The following is a 19,303-nucleotide window of genomic DNA, read 5'->3' as shown; positions in this document are numbered from 1 at the left end:
CGGGGTGAGCCCGTCCAAGCAGCCCGAACGCCGGTTGATCGCCTCGAACAAGAAGGCCCGGCACGAGTACACCGTGCTGCGCACGTACGAGGCGGGCATCGTGCTCGTCGGCACCGAGGTGAAGTCGCTGCGCGAGGGGCGGGCCTCGCTGGTGGACGCGTTCGCCCACGAACGCGACGGTGAGATCGTGCTGTACGGGCTGCACATCGCCGAGTACGCCTACGGCACCTGGACCAACCACGCCCCGCGCCGCAACCGCAAGCTGCTGCTGCACCGGGCCGAGATCGACCGGATCCTGGACAAGGTCCGCGAGGGCGGGGTGACCCTGGTCCCGCTGTCGATGTACTTCGAGAACGGCTACGCCAAGGTCGAGTTGGCGCTGGCCAAGGGCAAGCGTTCCTACGACAAGCGGCAGACGATGGCCGAGCGGGACGCCAACCGGGAGATCGCCCGCGAGCTGGGCCGGCACCTCAAGGGTCACCCCCGCAGGCCCTGACCTGCCTTGGTTCCGGATCGCAGTTCTTTCGCGCGGCGCGCCGTGGGTGGCGGCGCGGCGCGCCGGTGGGTCGTTGACGTCTCTCGGATGACGTGGTCTGCTCGGTCTACGCCGTTATTGAAAACGGTAATCATTAGCTGATGCGGAGGAGAACCATGTCGCTCACCGTCCCGCCCGCCCTGCTCGACGCCGCCGAACGCGGCCCGATCGACGACGAGGCCTTCATCGCCTGCGTCCGTGACTCACTCCCGTACGCCTGGGCCACCGTCAGCCGGGTGGTGGCCGAGTTGGAGGCCGGCGACGACGATTTGGCCGACAACGTCGTCCCGCCGCCCACCGACGCCGACCGGGGACAACTGCTGCGCGCGCTGGCCAGCGACGCCATCCGCGCCGGCCTGGAACGGCATTTCGGCGTACGCCTGGCCTTCCAGAACTGCCACCGCGTCGCCGCGTTCCGCCCGTCGGCCGTCGACGGGGAGCGCTACCGCCGCTTCGTGTCGACACGCGGCCAACTGCTCAACCAGTCACCGGAGCTGCGCAACTGCTGAGGGTGGGCTCGGGGCGGGCGGGCCCCGGCGGCCCGCCCTCCCCCTGGGGCCCTGCCGCCGACCCGCGCGCGGGCACGCCCCGCACGCAGCGCCACAACATCCCCGATGTTGCGCGGATCTTGACGACGGGCACCACGCTCGGCCAGGTGGCGCAACTACGGCCAGAGAACGCCACGGGAGTACGCAGACACGGCCCGATCCGGCCTTCCATGCCCGCAGGTGCGGCAGCTAGGGTGAGCCGGTGACGATGTTCCGGATCGGTGCGGCGGCCGACCTGCTCGGTGTCAGCAGCGACACGATTCGCCGCTGGGTCGATGCCGGGCGGCTGACGGCCGGGCGCGACGAGCACGGCCAGCGGGTGATCGACGGGGTCGACCTGGCCGCGTTCGCCCGCGCCCAGGCCGCCGACCCGGACGCGGGCGCGGAGTTCTCCTCGGCTCGCAACCGGCTGCGCGGCATCGTCGTGGACGTCCGCAAGGACACGGTGATGGCCCAGGTCGACATCCAGGCCGGCCCGTTCCGCGTCGTGTCGCTGATGAGCCGGGAGGCGGTCGACGAGCTGGATCTGCGAGTCGGGTCGATGGCCGTCGCGGTGATCAAGTCGACCACGGTGGTGGTGGAACGGGCCGCGCCCGCCCCGAGCCGGGGAAGGTCGGGCGGATGAGCGCGCGGGCGACGCGTACGGCGATGGCCGTCGTCCTGGCGCTGACGGTCGCCGGCTGCGGCGCGGGCGACGACCGGGCCTCGGACGACCGGGGCACCGGCGCGGTGACGGTGTTCGCGGCCGCCTCGCTTACCGAGACGTTCCGCCGGATCGGCAAGGACTTCGAGGCCGCCAACCCCGGCAGCACCGTGACCCTCAACCTCGCGGGCAGCTCAGCCCTGGCCAACCAGATCAACCAGGGTGCGCCGGCGGACGTGTTCGCCTCCGCCGCCCCGGCGAACATGGCCACTGTCACCGAGGCGGGCAACGCCGACGGCACACCGGGCGTCTTCGCCCGCAACCAGTTGGTCATCGCGGTGCCAAGGGGCAACCCGGCGGGCGTGACCGGCCTGGCCGACCTGAGCCGGTCCGGCGTGAAGGTGGCGCTCTGCGCGACTCAGGTGCCCTGCGGCGCGGCGGCCCGCACCGCCCTGGACGCGGCCGGCATCGCGCTGACGCCGGTCACCCTGGAGCAGGACGTCAAGGGCGCGCTCGCCAAGGTGAAGCTCGGTGAGGTCGACGCGGCCCTGGTCTACCGCACCGACGCGCGAGCGGCGAGCGGCGACGTGACCGCTGTGGAGTTTCCCGAGTCGGCGCGGGCAATCAACGACTACCCGATCGTCGCGCTGAAGGACGCGCCGAATCCGGCCGGAGCGCGGGCCTTCGTCGCGTACGTCCGCTCGGCGCCGGCGCAGGCGGTCCTCGCCGAGGCCGGTTTCCAGACCCCATGAGTCGGATCCTCGAGCACGCCGCGCCCCGACGGCGAGGGCGGGTGCCGGCGGCGCTGTTGATCCCCGCCGGGTTGGGGCTGCTCTTCCTCGTCCTGCCGTTGGCCGGGCTGGTGATCCGGGCGCCGTGGACCACGCTGCCGCAGCGGCTCACCGAGCCGGGCGCGCTGACCGCGCTGCGGCTGTCGGTGCAGACCGCGACCCTGGCCACCGTGCTCTGCCTGCTGCTCGGGGTGCCGCTCGCCTGGGTGCTGGCCCGGGTCGAGTTTCCCGGCCGCCGACTGGTGCGCGCGCTGGTCACCGTGCCACTGGTGCTGCCGCCGGTGGTCGGCGGGGTGGCGCTGTTGCTGGTCTTCGGCCGGCGTGGGCTGCTCGGCGGCTGGTTGGACGCCACGTTCGGTGTCACCCTGCCGTTCACCACCGCGGGTGTCGTGTTGGCCGAGTCGTTCGTGGCCATGCCGTTCCTGGTCATCGCCGTGGAGGGAGCGCTGCGCGCCGCGGACCACCGCTACGAGGAGGCCGCCGCCACGCTGGGCGCCGGCCGGTGGACCACCTTCACCCACGTCACGGTGCCGCTTGTGGCACCCGGGCTGGCCGCCGGGGCGGTGCTCTGCTGGGCGCGGGCGTTGGGCGAGTTCGGTGCCACCATCACCTTCGCCGGCAACTATCCCGGTCGGACACAGACCATGCCGCTCGCCGTCTACCTGGCCCTGGAGACCGACCTGGAGTCCGCGATCGTGCTCAGTCTCGTGCTGCTCGTCGTGTCGGTGGGCATCCTGGTGGCGCTGCGGGACCGCTGGATGACAAGCGCATGAGCGATGCGCTGCTGGACGCCCGGCTCGTCGTCGACCGGGGCGCCTTCCGGCTCGACGTGCCGCTGCGGGTGGCGCCCGGCGAGGTGGTCGCGCTGCTCGGGCCGAACGGCGCCGGCAAGACCACCGCGCTGCGCGCGCTGGCCGGGCTGCACCCGCTCACCGCCGGCCAGGTGACGCTCGACGACGTCGACCTGGACCGCCCGGCGACGCGCGGCTGGGTGCCCACCGAGCGTCGGCCGATAGGTGTGGTCTTCCAGGACTACCTGCTCTTTCCGCACCTCAACGCCCTGGACAACGTGGCCTTCGGGCCGCGCCGGCACGGCGTGGACCGGAAGACGGCCCGTGCCACGGCCCGGGAGTGGCTCGACCGGGTGGGGCTGGACGCCCAGGCGCACCGCCGCCCCCGGCAGCTCTCCGGTGGTCAGGCGCAGCGGGTGGCGTTGGCTCGCGCGCTGGCCGTCGCGCCGTCGCTGCTGCTGCTGGACGAGCCGCTCGCCGCGCTGGACGCCCGCACCCGACTGGACACCCGCGCGGAGCTGCACCGCCACCTGTCCGCGCACCCGGGCGCGACGGTCCTGGTCACCCACGACCCGCTGGACGCCCTCGCGCTCGCCGACCGGCTTGTCATCGTCGAGGGTGGCCGGGTGGTGCAGGAGGGTGACGGGCCGAGCGTCACCGCCCGCCCGCGCACCGACTACGTCGCCCGGCTGGTCGGGCTCAACCTCTATCGGGGCAGAGCCGAAGGGCATGGGGTACGCGTCGCGCCGGAGCTGACCCTCACCGTCGCCGACCGGTTGGACTGCGAGGCCTTCGTGGCGTTCCGTCCGGCGGCGGTGGCCCTGCACCCGTCGCGGCCGGAGGGCAGCCCGCGCAACACCTGGGCGGGGACGGTGGCCGGCGTCCAGCGGCACGGCGACAACCTCCGGGTGCAGGTGGACGGGCCGGTCGGGGTGGCCGCCGACGTCACGCCGACCGCCGCCGCCCAACTGCGACTGGTTCCCGGTCAGCGGGTCTGGGTGGCGGTCAAGGCGGCCGAGACGCACGCCTACCCGGCCACCGGCTGACCGCTGCGCCGCCGGCAACCCCGGTCGGCACCGGCTGCGTGCGGGCGGTCAGCCGGCGAGCAGGTCGTTGTGCGCCGCGCGCAGCCGGGCCACCGTGGGGTCGCTGCCCGGGACGACCCGGCGGTCCAGCTCGGCCCACGCCTCGGCCAGCGCGGAGCGGATCGCCGCCAGCTCGGCGGCGTGCCGCTGGGTGCTGCGTCGGTGTTGCTCGTCGAGGCGGCGGGCCCAGCCGGCGGTGACGGTGGAGAGCCGGTCGGCGTCGGCGCGGGCCTGGGCGCCACTGCGGGCGGCCGCGGCGGGGACGATCGCGGCGACCGGGCGGGGATCGCCGTCGCGGGTGACGACGGTGACCGTGTCGGTCAGCTCGGCGAGCGCGACAAGCTGACCGAACCGGGTGCGCGCCTCACGCAGCGGCACGGAACGCGGCGGGTCGGGGTGGGGGGTGAGCGCGGGGACGGCCATGGATGCATGGTGCCGCCGGGGTACGACAAAACACGCGGTCGTCAGTGGACGGTCGTCGGCGTCGTACCCGGTCCGGCCAGCCACTCGTCGGCCAGGACCGACCAGACCTCAAGGTCGATGCGGCCGTGCGGGCCCGGGCTGACCTGGCGGAGGGTGCCGTCGAGGCGCAGGCCGAGCCGTCGGGCGAGGGCCCTGCTGCGGGTGTTGTCGGCGGTGGTACGCCACTCGACCCGGTGGATGCCGCGCTCACGTACGGCCCAGTCGACGATCCGGCGGATCGCCGGGGCGACGAATCCCCTGCCCTGCGCGGCCGGCTCCACCCAGCAACCCGCCTCGCAGACGCCCCGGGTCACGTCGAACGACACGAACATGACGCCGCCGACGAGCGTGCCGCGCCACCACAGCCCCCAGATGCCGCCGGTGTCGCTGGCCCACCGGTCGGCGTACCGCTGCAACACCGCGCGGGCCGACGGCAGGTCGGTGGCGACGAACGACGGCGACACCCAGGGCTGGATGTGCTCCCGCGCCCGATCCAGGTGGGCGAGGAACTCCTCGGCCAGCCACGGGTTCAGCGGACGCAGCTCGACCTCCTCGGTCAGTGGCAGGGCGAACACCGGGCCTCCAGTCAGATGCGGGGAAACAGCCTCGCACAGGCCTGTCGTGTGCGCCCGCACCGGGCAACGGCCCCGTCAGATGATCATGTGGGTCCAGTAGGTGAGCCAGAGCACGAACAGCGTGCCCTGCGCGACGGCGAGCGTCGCGGTCAGCCACACGTCGACGCCGGCGTGGCGCGCCCACCGAGCCAGCACGAGGGCCACCGGGAACGCGGCCAGCAGATACCGCAGCAGGCTCCGGTACACCGCCGGGCCCATCGACAGCGGCACCACCACCATGAGTACGCCGTACACCAGGTAGGCCAGCTCCCGGCGGCGGAACCCGGCGACCAGCACGGCCAGCACGGCCACGGCGAAGAGGACCCGGCCGGCGTCGCGGGGCTCCCCGGCGAGCAGCACCGGCACCGGGTTCTGCACCTCGATGCCCCACCCGACCTGCTGGGCGTGCTGGTAGGCGAACCAGTCCCCGCCCCGCCACCGGCAGAACGCCATGAAGGTGAACCAGCCGGCGGGCAGCAGCAGCAACGGCCAGCCGATTCGTAGGTAGCCGAGCAGGGCGCGGGGGCCGAGCCGCCAGTCGTGCTGGCGCAGCAGGACCAGGGCCAGCGGCAGCGCGACGAGCAGACCAACGGAGCGGCTCATCGCCAGGAAGTAGCCGAGCACACCGACAAGCAGCCACTGGCGTCGCTCGGCGTGGTAGAACGCGGCCAACGCGAGACAGACGAAGAGCGACTCGGTCAACGCGGCCTGGAACAGGAACGCGGTGGGCAGCAGCACGAGGTACCTGGTGAAGCGGCGGGCCGCGGGCACGTCGCCGAGCAGCACCTCGGCCAGCCGGTAGCCGTACCAGAGCGCGAGCAGGAACGCGACGTTGCTGATCACCAGCAGGGCCAGCGCGTTGTCCCCGCCGAGCAGCGCGCCGACCGGCCGGGCCAGGAACGGGTAGAGCAGCGGGAAGCCGAAGTCCCGCCACGGCCCGGTCAGGGGCAGCTCGCTCAGCCGCAGGTAGAGCAGCCCGTCCCAGGCGAACCAGAAGGAGATCCACCGGTGCCCGGAGATTTCGCGCTGCTGCGCCCACATCAGCGCCTCGTCGGGCGGCGGCGCTCCGGGCACCCCGTCCCAGGCGTGCAGGACCAGCAGCCCGAGCAGGGTCAGCAGCAGCTTCGCGCCGAGGAACAGGCCGATGACGTACGGCCAGGGCGCCGGCACCCGACGGGCCACGCGCGCTCCGGCGCGGCCGGCCGCGTCCAGTCGGACGGCAAGCGCCGCCGCGCCGCTTCGCCACCGGTGCATCCGCCCCCGCCCCCCGGTTCGTCGGCCCACCCGCCGCACAGGAGTGTGGTCCAACCCGTTGTACGCCGCCAGACGCCACTCCGGAGTGGAATCGATCGTTGACCGGGAGTGACATTCGGCGTGGATCGGGTAGATCCGGCGCCTCCGACGATGGCGAAGAGCAGGACGATGGCGCAGAGCAGGGAGTGCGGCAGCATGGGCGAGCAGCACGGCACGGTGGTCATCGGCGCGGGGCCCGCGGGGCTCACGGCGGCGTACGAGCTGCTCCGGCACGGTCGGACCGTCCGGGTCTTCGAGGCCGACGAGGTGGTCGGGGGGATCAGCCGGACCGTGGAGCGCGACGGGTGGCGGTTCGACATCGGCGGGCACCGGTTCTTCACGAAAGTGCCTCGCGTGGAGGCGTTCTGGCACGAGATCCTGCCGGACGAGGACTTCCTGACGCGGCCCCGGATGAGCCGGATCTTCTACCGGGGAGCGCTGTTCAACTACCCGCTCAGCCCCGTCAACGCGTTGCGCAACCTGGGGTTGTCGGAGGCGGCCCGCTGCCTCGGCTCGTACGCCCACGCCCGGTTGCGGCCGCCACGGGACCAGACGCACTTCGAGGGCTGGGTGTCGGCCCGCTTCGGCTGGCGGCTTTATTCGATCTTCTTCAAGACGTACACCGAGAAGGTCTGGGGGATGCCCGCGGACCGGCTGCAGGCGGACTGGGCCGCGCAGCGGATCAAGAACCTGTCACTGGCCACGGCGATCCGCAACGCGCTGCTGCCCAAGCGGTACCGCACGGACGTGACAAGCCTGATCGAACAGTTCCAGTACCCGAAGTACGGGCCGGGGATGATGTGGGAACGCTGCGCTGAGCAGGTGTGCCGCCGGGGCGGGCAGGTGTCGACGGGCGCCTGGGTCACCGCGGTGCACCGCGACCCGACGCGGCGGCGGGCGATAAGCGTGACTGTCAACGGGGCGGGCGGGCAGCGTACCGAGCCGGCCGACCACGTGATCTCGTCGATGCCGATCTCGGAGCTGGTGTCCGTCCTGCGTCCGGCGGCGCCACCGGAGGTGCTGGCCTGCGCCGCCGACCTGCGCTACCGCGACTTCCTGACGGTGGCGCTCGTGGTGCCCGCGGAGTTCTCGTTCCCGGACAACTGGATCTACGTGCACGATCCGGGGGTACGGGTGGGCCGGATCCAGAACTTCGGCTCCTGGTCGCCGTACCTCGTCAAGGACGGCCGCACCTGCCTGGGCCTGGAGTACTTCGTCTTCGAGGACGACGAGATGTGGCGTACCCCGGATGCCGACCTCGTGGCCCTGGCCACCGCGGAGCTGGAGCGGCTGGGGTTGGCGCGGCCCGGTGTGGTGGAGGCCGGCCACGTCGTGCGGATGCCGAAGGCCTACCCGGTGTACGACGAGCGCTACCAGCACAACGTGGACGTGATCCGGGCGTGGCTGGCCGAGGCGGTGCCGAACGTGCACCCGGTGGGCCGCAACGGCATGCACCGCTACAACAACCAGGACCATTCGATGCTGACCGCGATGCTCACCGTCGAGAACATCGCCACCGGCAGTACGCACGACGTCTGGACGGTGAACGTCGAGCAGGACTACCACGAGCAGTCTGCCGGCGGCGACCGGCGCGGCACGGGCCGGGACGCGCCGGTGCTGCCCAGCCGGATCGTCGCCGCCCCGATCGCCGCTCCCGTCGGAGTCCACCCCGGGGGCGACGGCGACCGGGCCGCGCAGGTGCCGGCCCCGGTGGATTAGGAGACGCCGACTGCGTCCGCTATCCGCGCCCACCGCCGGCCCGTTGGCGTGCCGCCTCGTACAGGACGACGGATCCGGCGGTGGCGGCGTTCAGGGAGCTGGCGGCGCCCACCATGGGGATCCGGATCAGATGGTCGCAGGCATCGCGCCACGCCGAGCTGAGCCCGGACGTCTCGTTTCCGACCACCAGCAGGGTCGGCTGGGTGAAGTCGTACTCGGTCGCCTCGACCGCCCCGCTCTCGTCGGTGCCCACCACCTGCACCTCGACGCCGTCGGCGCGGACGGCCGCGACCCAGTCGAGCACCGGCCGGTGTCCGGGCACACGCACGACGGGCACCGAGAACAGCGAACCCGTACTGGCGCGTACCGCCTTGGGGTCGTAGACGTCGGCGGCATGGCCGGTGATGACGACGCCGCTCGCGCCGAAGGCGTCCGCCGACCGGATCAGCGTCCCGATGTTGCCGGGGCTGGTCGGCCGGTCGAAGACGACCGGGAGCAGGCCGGGGCCCGTCGGGATGCGACCGAGGTCGTCGTCGGGCAACGCCACCACGGCGAGCAGTTCCGGGGTGACGTCCCCCTTCCCGCCCAGCTCGACCATCAACTCACCGGCGACGGCAACCTGTGTCGCGCGGGTGGCGTCGAGGGTCTCGTGCGCCCAGGTCGACAGGCGTGCGTCCGCGTTGTACAGAAGCTGGCGGACCTGCCACCTGAGTTGGATCGCCAGCGTGATGGGTCGGACGCCCTGAACGAGGAACTCGCCGCTGCGCTGGCGCTTCGTGCGATTGCCCAACAGCGCCTCCCACTGTTGGAACCGTGCATTGCGAGTCGTCACCCGTAGGACCGCCACCAACCCCGCCTCCATCGCGTCTGCCCGTTCGCTGTTCGGCACGCCGTGCGGCCAGCCGCGACGCACCAAAACCTCCCGAGCTTACGTGGGTGGGCACCGCGCCCGGCGCGCGCTCCGCGACGAGTCGGCCCGGTGACGGTCCTGCCCAGCTCCCCCGACGGAGGCAGGGTGTTCCCCTTCGGCGGTGAGGAGGGGCCGGCCGGCGCCAGCGAGGATCGGTCCATGATCCGCTGGACAGAACGACCCCGGCGCACGACCGCCGACTGTAGACGGGTCCGCTGCGCGGCTGACCGTCAGCGCGACAGGTGCGTGCAGTACGCCACCGTGGCGTCGTCCGGGGGCTGCGCGTCGGGGCCGCCGCCGGCCTCGGCCTGCCGGACGCGGCGGACGACCTCGGACGGGCCGTGGGTGGCGAGCACGTCCCGCACGCCGGGCCAGTCGGTCAGACCGTACGGGCTGACGATGCGGCTGGCGCCGTTGCTGAGCAACGCGACGCCGTTCAGGTCGGCAAGGGATCGGCTGCCGGTCACCGCCTCCCACGCCGCGCGCGGATCGTCCTTGGCGATCCAGTAACCGCCCGGCCGGTTCCGCCGGGCACGCAGCACCCGGGCACAGGAGGCGCGCACACGGTCGTACTCAGGTGTGCCCCGGGCGACACCGGCAAGCGGAGCGGAGCAGTCGCGCCGGGCGGTCACCTCGCGCTCGTCGGTGATCACCCGCGGGCCACCGTGGGCTTGGTCGAGGACGAGGAAGGAGTCCGCGAGCAGCAGATAGTCCAGGCGACCCCGGTGGGCGCGGGCCAGCACGACTGTCGCCTGCGGGCTGCTGGGGTCCGCGATGTCGCAGGTGTCGCGGTGCGCGGCGGCGATTTCGTCGATGGCGGTGGCGAGGACGGCCGCGAGGTCCCGGCCGTCGTCGGCCGACAGGTGGCCGAGCAGCGCGCCACCGAGACGGTGGGTGTACCAGGCGACCCCGTGGCGGCACAGCGACTCCGCTCCCGGGATGCCAGCGCCGTCCAGTAGGACGACAGCACCGGGCACCGCACCGACGAAGTCCTCGTTGCGCCGGTCGGCCCTACCGACGCTGGTCACCAGGCTGACGTGCACTCTCGAACTCCTGACTTGCTGGGCAGCGCTCGAGGATCGGTGGCGTTGCGCCCGTCGGGGGTTGCCGAGGTGCGTGGTTCACCGGTCGTTGTCGAGTCACCGCCGTCGTGGCTCGTGGTCCGAGTTGCCGTCAGCACAGATGCAGCTGATCCCCACCACGCCGTTGCATCCGTCGCAAACCTGCGCCCAAAATACGGCGCGTGACTGGCCCGTGTCGCCCGCCGGTAACTCTCGGTCGGCAGACCAGCCGCACTCCCGGCAGACGGAGTGCCCGTGCGGCAACTGACTTCCACAGAGTCCACAATGATCCATGCCAGCGCCTCCTATCGATGGTGGTCGGCACCGGGTAGGAGAAGTCTGCTGAGCGCGACCTCGACCCACGGGGCCCGGCGCAGCGCCCGGACACGAACCAGTTGCACCGACACGATCCACAGCGCCTCGAAGACGAACGCCAACGCGGCGAGAGACGCCGCCGCCCAACGCCAACCACTCTGCATCGCACCGTCGCCACCGGCGGTCGGCAGGAGGACTACCAGTAAGGCGGCGAACATGGTCTGGAGCGCCATCCGGTAGAAGAGTTTGGAGCGCCGCGCCCAACCTTCGTACACGTGGCCGTAGGCAACCTGTTCGCGACGGACCTGCTCCTGGCGCGTCGTGCTGTCGAAGTCGTCAAACCATGCGGCGGCTTCGCCCCTCGACACGAGATATTGCCGCGCCCAGAACCCACACTGCAGGCACATGACGAAGAGAATCGCGGTGAGCAACAGCAACAACAGCGCGACTCCCGGCCAGCGGAAGTTCGCGGGCGCCTGCGCGACAACACCGAGAAGCGCGATGGAGAAGCCCGCGAGGACCGGAGCCGCGATTGTGCTGATCATGTCCACGGCGGCGGGCTCGCCGTACAGCGCGGGACGCCACCAGAATCGTCGCGGCACGGCCGGTCGACGCTCCTGGGCGCCCTGTTGGCGCCCCTCACCCCCAGTCGCAGCGGTCAACGCCGGTCCCCGCTCATACGATCAGCATGCCACCCCGGCCCAGTGAGTCGACAGTGCCAACACGGCGGCCCTCGCCTACGACGGGCGAGCGGCGACTTCACCATGCCGGCCGACAAACATGAGAGACGCTCCGGCACCAGGATCGACCGGGGGCGATATTGTTTGACGTCGACATGTGGTCTGCTGTCGATGACGGGTCGTGTGGTTGTCGACACTGCGGGAGGTGCGGGCGGTGGGCACATGGTTCAACCGCAGCCGTAAGCGCGATGACGAGCCGCCGCGCGAATCGAAACCGTCCGGCCCGATCGTCGAGATCACCGTCACCCAGGGCGGCCGCTCGACCACCAAGACGGTCGGTGGTCCGGTGGCCTTCGGGCTGCAATACCACGCCTACCACGAGCAGTACGGCGCGACCGACCCGCGGACGTTGGAGGCGGGGTCCCGCTACGCGCAGGAGTTGGTGCGCGGCCACGACATCGACGAAGCCGTGGCTGTCTATCAGGAGATCGTCGGGTTGCGCAGCTCCGCGCTGGGGCCGGAGCATCCGGACACCCTGCGCAGCAAGCACAGCCTGGCCTTCGCGCTCTGGCAGCGCGGCGTCCACGCCGAGGCCGAACGGGTGCAACGAGACGTCTACCAGGCGCGGCGTCGGGTGCTCGGCGACTCCGACGCCGAGACGTTGCGCAGCGGCAACAACCTGGGCTGGTTGCTGATCGAGCTGCGTCGGATGGACGAGGCCGAACCGCTGCTGCGGCAGGTCGCCGACGGCATGGCGCGGACGCTGGGCCGCGACGACGCGGACACCCTGACCTGCCAGATGAAGTTGGCCGGGCTCCAGCACCTGCAGGGCCGCAGCCAGCAGGCCGAGCGGGCCCTGCGGGACGTGGTCAAGCGGCTGAGCCGGACGGTGGGCCCCACCAACCCGGTGACGCTGCAGGCCCGCAGCAACCTGCTCGTCGTCCTGCTCGACAACGGCCGGGCGGCCGAGGCGGTCGACGCGGCCCGGTCGCTGGCGGAGGACGCCGGGCAAGCCCTGAGCAACACCGACGGTGTACGCCTGCACGCCCGGCACTCCCTGGCCAGAGCGCTGGCCGGGGTAAACCGGCGGGCCGAGGCGATCGGGTTGCTGGCCGACACGCTGCCGGACAGTGAACGGGGCCGAGGCGTCGACCATCCCGCGACCCTGGAGATGCGGACGCTCTTCGCCCAACTGCTGGTCGAGGCCGGTGACCGGCGGGCCGGCCAGGAGGCGCGGGCCGCGCTGGCCGGCTGCGAACGCGTGCACGGCCCGGGTCATCCCGATACGGAGAGGGCCCGGGCGCTGGTCCGGGTCACCCGCTGACACCGACCGGCGTTGGCCGGTCAGCCGCCGGTGTGGATGTGCGCTGCCCACAGCGTCGGTGCCAGCGGGTAGCGGTCCCGCAGCCCCCGCACGGCCGCGTGCAGCGCGTACGCCGCCGCCCCGGTCGCGTCGGCGTGCTCGTAGAAGGCGGTGGTCAGGGCGAGGGAGACCGCGTCGTCGACCTCCCACAGGGTGCCGATGACGTGCCGGAACCCGGCGAGCTGGAAGGCGCCGGTGATGTGCAGCGCCTCGTCGACAAGGGTCGGCGGGGCCTGGGCGGTCGCACAGGCCGACAGGAAGGCGAACTCCGCGTCCAGGTCGAGCCGGGACACGTCGGCCACGGTGAGCGGGCTGTCCTGGTGGTCGTGCACGAGCAGCCGGCCCTGCGCCGGGTCGTGCGGATCGGCCACCGCGTGGCACGCGAAGTGCGCGTAGGCCGAGTCGGCCAACCGCTCCAGGACCTGTTCCCGGGTGGCGCTCGCGTCCAGCCCGAGCCACGCTCCGGGCAGCGCCCGCGCCGCCGACACGGCCTCGCGTTCGGCGCTGGGCAGCGCTCCCGGGCCGCCGGGGGTGGCGCGCATCGCCACGACGCAGGACCGGGCGTCGGGCCGGGACGTGCGCGGCCCGGTGCGCTTGCGGGCGAGCGCGGTAACGGTCGGGGTGTAGGAGGAGACCACCCGGTCGAGGGCGGACCGGCCGGCGCCGTCCTGGGCGGCGTGCAGGGGAAAGAACGCCAGCGGGCCGACCGGGCACCACCAGACGCGCGGCAGGTCGCCGGTAGCCCCGGTCCCGTCGATCCGGTCCAGCACCGGCCCCACGAGGGCAGACCACAACCATTCCAGTACGCCGGTGAGCACCGACTGGGCACGCAGCCGGCTCCGCGCGTCCGCCGCCGGGTCGTACGCCGTGGTGGTGGCCTCCTGCAGCAGCCGCAGCCGCGTCACGGCGTCGGGCAGCGACAGATCCGGCAGCGGCAGCACCGTCACGCGGTGCTGCCGCAGGATGAGCGCGTCGCAGCGCAACTCGCTCGCGATCGGCACGATCACGGTCCCGTCGACCTGGTCGAGCACCTGCCCGGCGCTGGGCGGGCGCAGGAAGTCGCCCAGGCCGGGCAGCTCCCGGATCGTTGCCAGCAGCACGTTCCACTCGGTTTCCCGGTCCCGCCCGAAGGTGGTGGGTCGGGACGCTTCGGGGACGGGCGCTTCGAAGTCCCGGCGCATCCGCTGGAAGTCGGCGGCCAGGCGTCCGTCGGCGCGTTGGAGCGCCGCCCACTCGCCATCGGCGGTCAACCGCTGGTGCAGCAGCAGGCCCCGGCCACGCTCCAGCAGTTCCAGGGCCCGCTCGGGCTGCCCGGCGCCGATCGCGCAGGAGGCGGCCGTCGCCGCCAACCCGGCCGTCGAGCCGAGGCCGGCGTACTGGTCGTGTCGGGTACGTCCCCGGGAGGCCAGCCGTGGCAGCAGCGTGATGGCCTCGTCGAAGGCCTCCGTCGCCTCCTCCCACCGGCCCAGCGCGGTCAGCGTGTAGGCCGCCTTGTCGAAGGCCTGGATCCGGACCGGCACGGCGCCGGAGTCGATGCGGCCGGCGACGCGGGCCCGCTCGGCGGCCTCGGTGAGCAGGGCCGTCTCACCGGTACGCAGGTAGGTCGCCCGCAACGCCTGGGCGATGGACAACCCGGTTTCGACGCGCTGCGGATCACGCGCGGGCAGGGCGTCCAGCGCCTTCCGCAGCAGGACGAGCGCCTCCTCCAGGTAGGCGGGCTCCCCGGTGGCGTCGTAGAGCAACCGGAGGCTGTAGCCCAACTGGTCCAGGTACAACGCGTGGTTGGCCTCGCCGCGTACGGAGAGCGCGAGCGCCCGGCGCAGCAGGCCGATCGCCGTCTCCAGCGGGGAGATGTCGCCGGTCAGCTGGTGCGTCTTCATGCCGACGCCGGAGAGGCTGGCGAGCGCCGCCCGGTGGTCCGGATGCCGCTCGGAAACGGTGTTCAGCGCGGCCAGGAACTCCTCCCACGCCTGGCCGAGCAACTCGACGCGGCCGGTGCGGTCGACCAGGGTGAGCAACGTCTGCCCGGCCAGGAAACGCGGGGCGTTGCCCTGCGGGGTGTGTGCCCGCAGCAGCGCGACGGCCCGTTCGGCATCGGCGGTGTGGGTGGTCCCGGCGGCCCTGGCCAGCAGGCACCGGGCTCGCAGCATGACGATCTGGTCCTGGCTGGGCCCGGTCGTGTCCACCGAGGACACCAGCTCCAACGCCTCGTCGACGTAGTCTTCCACCCCGGTGAGCTGGTAGGCACGCAGCAGCGCCTCGGCGTGGATGCCGCGCAGCGTGGGCCGGTGCTCCTCGCTGATCCACCGCTCGGCCATCTCGGCCTGGAACGTCACCCGGTAGAGCGTGTCGACCGAGCCGTCGAAGGTGTGCCGGGCCCGATAGACCTGAGCGGTCTTGAGCATCAGCACCGCGCTGTTGCCGAGGTCGGCGGAGGAGTCCTCGGCGAACTGCAGATATTGCTCGGCGATGTCCAGCAGTTGCGGGTCACTCTCGACCTGGGCTCTGGCGAGCAGCACATCGGTGTACGTGGCCAACGCGCGGACACCGTGCGCGGTCCCCAACTCCTCGGCCAGAAAGGAGTCGGCCATCGTACGGATCGCGGCCTCCAGCACGACGGTGGCCTCGATCAGGTCCTCCCGCGCGTGGTCCTCCGCGTACCTGTCGAGCAGCGCGGCCCCCAGCTCCACCTGGGCCTGGGTCCACCGCCGGTCGCCGTGCGGCTGCCTGGCCGCGGCACGACGCCAGTGGTCGACGACGTCCCTCGCGTAGCGACCCACCGGCGCACCTCCCCGTCGCGGTTGCCCCCCAGCCTGCCAGCCGCGCGCCCACATCGACAGGAGATAATCAGCCGATGAGTCAATCGGCGCCGGACAGGCGACTCGACGACGACCGGGCGGCCCGGCTGGCCCGGATCTGCGCCGACATCGCGCAGGTGGGCGACCTGCTCGGGCCGGCACCGGCCCAGGCCCTGGCGCGGCTGCGGGACCCGTCGCTGTCCGACGAGGGCATGGACGCGGTGTTGGCCGAGGTGACCGAGTTGATGCGTCGCGGCGGGTTGGTCGGTGGTGACACGACGGTCCGAGGAGAGCGCTACCTGCCCCTGGCCGGCATCCACGGCCGCCGCCCGGAAGTCGTCCAGGTGTGCCCCGGTGACCTGTGCGACCGGGTGGAGATCCCCCGGCCGGACGCCGACCCGCCGCCGAGCTGCGCCGTGTGGGACTGCCCGCTGCCGGCGTTTCGGATGGACCGGTGAACGCGGTCATCGCCTCGCTCGGCGGGAAGCTGGCCGAGCGGTGGCTCGCCGGGCTGGCGCTGCCCGGTGTGGTGTTCGTGGCGGTGTGCGCCGCGGCGGTGCGGCTCGGCCACGCCCACTGGTGGGACCTGGGGCTGCTGCGGCAGGAGGTGGACCGGCTCGCCCTCGGGTCACCGGCCCGGAGCACCGGCTCCGCGCTGCTGATCGTCCTCGGTGTCGTGCTGGCCAGCGTCGTCGCCGCGACTGTCGCCCAGAGCCTGGAACGCCTGGTCGTGGCCCTCTGGACGCAGGGCTGGGGCCGGGCCGGCGAGGCCGTGACCCGTCGGCGGCGGCGTCGATGGCACGCCGCCGTGGACAGCTACGAGAACGCGCTGCGGGACAAGGCACGCCGGTTGCGGTCTCGCGACGGTGCCACCGGACCGCTGCCGGACACCCAGGCGCTCGCCCGCGCCTGCGACCGGATCGCGGTGACCGAGCCGGACCGGCCGACCTGGATCGGTGACCGCATGCTCGCCACCGCGGTACGGGTGCGGGACTGCTACGGCCTGGACCTGGCCGCGGCCTGGCCCCGACTGTGGTTGCTGCTGCCCGAGGAGACCCGGAATCCGCTCGCCCTCGCGCAGGCCGACTTCACCGCCGCCGCCCGGCGGGTGGGCTGGGGGCTGCTGTATCTGGCGCTCGGCCTGCTCTGGTGGCCCGCGGCGCTCATCGGCCTCGGGCTGTGCGTGGCGGGTTGGCGACACGGCCGCGCCACGGTGTCCGTGCTGGCCGACCTGGTGGAGGCGGTTGTCGATCTGCACGTACGCACCCTCGGCGCCACGCTGGGCCATCCCACCGACGGCACCTTCGGCACGGCCGACGGGCAGGCGGTGACCTCCCTGCTCCGCAAGGACCGGTGATCCTGAGTCGAAGCGCGCAGTGGTCACGCGACCCGGACGTCTTCGGCCGGCCGGACCGGCTCCGGGGCCGAGAGGTCTTCCCGCTTGGGCAGCAGCAGCGGGGTGGCGAGCAGGAGGACGCCGGAGACGGCGATCGCGGCGAGCGGGCTGGTGAGGGTGGCGAGCACACCCCAGATCACCATCAGGACGGCCTGGAGGAGTCTGCCGCTGGCAGTCCAGGTGCTGAGCACCCGGGCGGTGTACGACACCGGAGTCCGTCGCAGGCGTTCGGTCGCGTAGATCGGGTTGAAGACGCCCATGCAGGTGATCAGCAGGCCCTCGACGACGATCACGGTGACCAGCCCGGGGATGCCGGGCTGGACGAACGCGAGACCGAGTGGGAACACCGAGCGCAGCCAGCCGGAGACGACCATGACCCGGTACCGGCCGTGGCGGTGCACGAGACGCGCGGACAGGCGGGCGCCCACGAACCCGCCGAGCGCCGGGATGCCGAACGCGAGACCGTACTGCCAGGCCGGCATGTGGTACTCGCCCAGCAGGAGAACGGCCAGCAGCGGGGCGGTGGCCATGATGAGGCCGCCGACCGGCACCGAGTTGAGGAACAGAGCCCGCAGGACGCGGTCGCCGAGGATGAGTCGCCAGCCGTGCGGGAGGTCGGCCGGGCGCAGCCGGGTGACCCGGTCGCGGGGCGCCGCGACGTCGCCGCCCCGGATACGCCGGACCGCGAACGCGGACAGCAGGTAGCTGAGAGCGTCGGCCAGGACCGTGACGACCGGGCCGAGCAACCCGACAAGCGCGCCACCGAGGGGCGGGCCCGCCGCGACCGCCGTCCAGGTCGTGCCCTCGAACCGCCCGTTCGCCACCAGGAGATGCTCACCACGGACCAGATACTTCAGGTACGCGCCGGAGGCCGCGGTGAACGCGATGCTCGCCGTCGCGCAGACCACCGAGACAACCAACAGTTGGCCGTACGACAGCACGCCGAGAAGGTACGCGACCGGGACACTTGCCATCGCCGCGAACCGGACCAGGTCCATCGCGATCATCACCGGACGCTTGGCCCGGTGCTCGACCCACGGCCCGAGCGAGACGGCGACGATCGCCGCGACGGCGTGCCCCGCCGCCTCCAGCAGCGACACGGCGAATGTCGACGAGTCCAGCACTCGCACCGCGAGCAGTGGAAACGCGCCGAAGGCGAGCCACGTGCCGTACGCGCTGACGCCGTAGGCCGACCACAGCCAACCGACGTTCGGCCCCAACCGCGTACGCATGCGACCCCCCGTGACACCAGACGTTCCGGTCCGGGCATCCCATCGCACGGACCGCCGGGGAATCAAACAACCGGCTTCCGGGCGTGCCACAACCAACGGTTGTGGAAAGGCATAATTCGTCAGTGGATACCGAGGCGGTGCGATCGTTCGTCCGAGCGGCGGAGCTCGGCCAACTGCAACAGGCGGCCGACGAGCTCGGCGTGACGCAACAGGCCGTGTCGAAGCGGGTCGCGGCCCTCGAACGTGACCTCGATGTGCGGTTGTTCACCCGTACCGCCCGAGGGGTCGAGCTGACACTCGACGGCCAGGCTTTCCTCCCGCACGCCCGGGACGTCGTGGCCGGTGTCGACCGTGCCGTCGCCGCGATCAGGCCCGGCTCGCGGGCCCTGCGGATCGACGTGCTCGGCCTGCGAACCGCGCAGGCCGTGGTCCTGCACGACTACTGGCGGTCGCATCCGGAGACCAACCTCGACGTGGTGACCCTGCGGGTCGACGATCCGCGTACGGCGGTCGCCGCCGTCCAGGCCGGCGACGTCGACGCCTCGTTCCGCTCGGTCACCGACCCGACCACGCTGCCGCGCGACGTGCGGATGATCCACGCGTTCGACTCCCCGCTGGAACTCCTCGTCGGCCCGAGGCACCCGCTCGCCGGCGCCCGATCACTGACCCCGGCGCGGCTGCGCGGTCATCGGATCTGGGTGCCGGGCATCGCGGCACGCAGCGAGTGGGCGGACTTCTACGACCAGCTCGCGACCGACCTCGACCTGCGCACCGACGCGGCGGGACCGCACTTCGGCGACGAGGTGCTCCTGGACATCCTCGCGGACTCCGCCGACGTGGCAACCCTCGTGGGCTCGCGCGACAGGTACCTCTGGCCGGCGAACCACGACCTACGCCGCATCCCGATTGTGAATCCGACGCTCGCGTACCCGCTGTCGCTCCTGCTCCCCCGGGCGAACCCGCACCCCGGCCTACGGGCGGTCCTCGACCATCTCGCGAGCCTGGCTCCGCTCCCCACGCGGACCTGGCGCCCATCTTGGGCGCCGGCCACCTGACGGCGCAGTAGC

At 72.6% G+C, this 19,303-nt stretch carries 19 protein-coding genes; 11 read left to right on the top strand and 8 right to left on the bottom strand.

Annotated elements, in window-relative coordinates:
• Window positions 1-4: 4 nt before the first annotated feature.
• The 6 genes from smpB to ACLQ29_RS20220 all read left to right on the top strand — a co-directional run bounded on the left by smpB (window position 5) and on the right by ACLQ29_RS20220 (window position 4,354).
• On the top strand, window positions 5-496 hold the full coding sequence (gene smpB, locus ACLQ29_RS20245) for an SsrA-binding protein SmpB (RefSeq protein WP_393371047.1): 492 nt from the start codon (window positions 5-7) through the stop codon (window positions 494-496).
• Between the two features lie 155 nt (window positions 497-651).
• Window positions 652-1,044, top strand: a complete 393-nt coding sequence (locus ACLQ29_RS20240) for an SCO5389 family protein (protein ID WP_179783419.1) — start codon at window positions 652-654, stop codon at window positions 1,042-1,044.
• Between the two features lie 241 nt (window positions 1,045-1,285).
• Window positions 1,286-1,708: a TOBE domain-containing protein gene (locus ACLQ29_RS20235; RefSeq protein ID WP_425773054.1), complete on the top strand. Its 423-nt coding sequence runs from the start codon at window positions 1,286-1,288 to the stop codon at window positions 1,706-1,708.
• Window positions 1,705-2,478, top strand: coding sequence for a molybdate ABC transporter substrate-binding protein (gene modA / locus ACLQ29_RS20230; RefSeq protein ID WP_425773053.1), 774 nt, complete (start codon window positions 1,705-1,707; stop codon window positions 2,476-2,478). Before ACLQ29_RS20235 ends, modA begins: the two co-directional genes overlap by 4 nt.
• On the top strand, window positions 2,475-3,290 hold the full coding sequence (locus tag ACLQ29_RS20225; protein WP_425773052.1) for an ABC transporter permease: 816 nt from the start codon (window positions 2,475-2,477) through the stop codon (window positions 3,288-3,290). Before modA ends, ACLQ29_RS20225 begins: the two co-directional genes overlap by 4 nt.
• Window positions 3,287-4,354: an ABC transporter ATP-binding protein gene (locus ACLQ29_RS20220; protein WP_425773051.1), complete on the top strand. Its 1,068-nt coding sequence runs from the start codon at window positions 3,287-3,289 to the stop codon at window positions 4,352-4,354. Before ACLQ29_RS20225 ends, ACLQ29_RS20220 begins: the two co-directional genes overlap by 4 nt.
• Window positions 4,355-4,402: 48 nt before the next feature.
• On the opposite strand, the gene ACLQ29_RS20215 is transcribed toward ACLQ29_RS20220, so the two are convergent.
• From ACLQ29_RS20215 to ACLQ29_RS20205, 3 genes are all read right to left on the bottom strand, one after another.
• Window positions 4,403-4,816, bottom strand: a complete 414-nt coding sequence (locus tag ACLQ29_RS20215) for a type II toxin-antitoxin system Phd/YefM family antitoxin (RefSeq protein ID WP_425773050.1) — start codon at window positions 4,814-4,816, stop codon at window positions 4,403-4,405.
• Window positions 4,817-4,857: 41 nt separating this feature from the next.
• Complete coding sequence (locus tag ACLQ29_RS20210) at window positions 4,858-5,430, bottom strand: GNAT family N-acetyltransferase (RefSeq protein ID WP_425773049.1); 573 nt, start codon at window positions 5,428-5,430, stop codon at window positions 4,858-4,860.
• A gap of 75 nt (window positions 5,431-5,505) precedes the next feature.
• Window positions 5,506-6,723, bottom strand: coding sequence for a hypothetical protein (locus ACLQ29_RS20205; RefSeq protein WP_425773048.1), 1,218 nt, complete (start codon window positions 6,721-6,723; stop codon window positions 5,506-5,508).
• Window positions 6,724-6,918: 195 nt separating this feature from the next.
• On the opposite strand from ACLQ29_RS20205, the gene ACLQ29_RS20200 reads away from it, so the two are divergent.
• A complete protein-coding gene (locus tag ACLQ29_RS20200) occupies window positions 6,919-8,481 on the top strand; it encodes an NAD(P)/FAD-dependent oxidoreductase (RefSeq protein ID WP_425773100.1) in 1,563 nt (520 codons plus the stop codon).
• A gap of 19 nt (window positions 8,482-8,500) precedes the next feature.
• Here the strand turns inward: ACLQ29_RS20200 and ACLQ29_RS20195 are convergent, their stop codons facing one another.
• The 3 genes from ACLQ29_RS20195 to ACLQ29_RS20185 all read right to left on the bottom strand — a co-directional run bounded on the left by ACLQ29_RS20195 (window position 8,501) and on the right by ACLQ29_RS20185 (window position 11,429).
• Window positions 8,501-9,331 (bottom strand): RNA methyltransferase, encoded by an 831-nt coding sequence (locus ACLQ29_RS20195; protein ID WP_425773099.1) that lies wholly within the window; start codon window positions 9,329-9,331, stop codon window positions 8,501-8,503.
• A 290-nt stretch (window positions 9,332-9,621) separates the two neighbouring features.
• On the bottom strand, window positions 9,622-10,434 hold the full coding sequence (locus tag ACLQ29_RS20190) for a hypothetical protein (protein ID WP_425773047.1): 813 nt from the start codon (window positions 10,432-10,434) through the stop codon (window positions 9,622-9,624).
• 323 nt (window positions 10,435-10,757) lie between these two features.
• Window positions 10,758-11,429, bottom strand: a complete 672-nt coding sequence (locus ACLQ29_RS20185; protein ID WP_425773046.1) for a hypothetical protein — start codon at window positions 11,427-11,429, stop codon at window positions 10,758-10,760.
• A gap of 232 nt (window positions 11,430-11,661) precedes the next feature.
• Between ACLQ29_RS20185 and ACLQ29_RS20180 the strand changes: the two genes are divergently transcribed.
• Window positions 11,662-12,771, top strand: a complete 1,110-nt coding sequence (locus ACLQ29_RS20180) for a tetratricopeptide repeat protein (RefSeq protein ID WP_425773045.1) — start codon at window positions 11,662-11,664, stop codon at window positions 12,769-12,771.
• 20 nt (window positions 12,772-12,791) lie between these two features.
• On the opposite strand, the gene ACLQ29_RS20175 is transcribed toward ACLQ29_RS20180, so the two are convergent.
• Complete coding sequence (locus ACLQ29_RS20175) at window positions 12,792-15,590, bottom strand: CHAT domain-containing protein (RefSeq protein ID WP_425773044.1); 2,799 nt, start codon at window positions 15,588-15,590, stop codon at window positions 12,792-12,794.
• 74 nt (window positions 15,591-15,664) lie between these two features.
• On the opposite strand from ACLQ29_RS20175, the gene ACLQ29_RS20170 reads away from it, so the two are divergent.
• Together ACLQ29_RS20170 and ACLQ29_RS20165 are read left to right on the top strand one after the other, a co-directional pair.
• Complete coding sequence (locus ACLQ29_RS20170; protein WP_425773043.1) at window positions 15,665-16,066, top strand: hypothetical protein; 402 nt, start codon at window positions 15,665-15,667, stop codon at window positions 16,064-16,066.
• Window positions 16,063-16,965, top strand: a complete 903-nt coding sequence (locus ACLQ29_RS20165) for a hypothetical protein (protein WP_425773042.1) — start codon at window positions 16,063-16,065, stop codon at window positions 16,963-16,965. The genes ACLQ29_RS20170 and ACLQ29_RS20165 overlap by 4 nt, the downstream gene beginning before the upstream one ends.
• Before the next feature lie 23 nt (window positions 16,966-16,988).
• On the opposite strand, the gene ACLQ29_RS20160 is transcribed toward ACLQ29_RS20165, so the two are convergent.
• The gene (locus tag ACLQ29_RS20160; protein ID WP_425773041.1) at window positions 16,989-18,236 is read right to left on the bottom strand and encodes an MFS transporter; all 1,248 of its coding nucleotides are present in this window, start codon (window positions 18,234-18,236) and stop codon (window positions 16,989-16,991) included.
• Window positions 18,237-18,358: 122 nt separating this feature from the next.
• On the opposite strand from ACLQ29_RS20160, the gene ACLQ29_RS20155 reads away from it, so the two are divergent.
• Window positions 18,359-19,291 (top strand): LysR family transcriptional regulator, encoded by a 933-nt coding sequence (locus ACLQ29_RS20155; RefSeq protein ID WP_425773040.1) that lies wholly within the window; start codon window positions 18,359-18,361, stop codon window positions 19,289-19,291.
• Window positions 19,292-19,303: the final 12 nt, after the last annotated feature.

Origin of the sequence: Micromonospora sp. DT228 (assembly GCF_049841595.1) — a bacterium.
GTDB lineage: Bacteria > Actinomycetota > Actinomycetes > Mycobacteriales > Micromonosporaceae > Micromonospora.
Note: the sequence above shows the minus strand (reverse complement) of the source record. Positions and strands in the feature narration are given on the sequence as shown.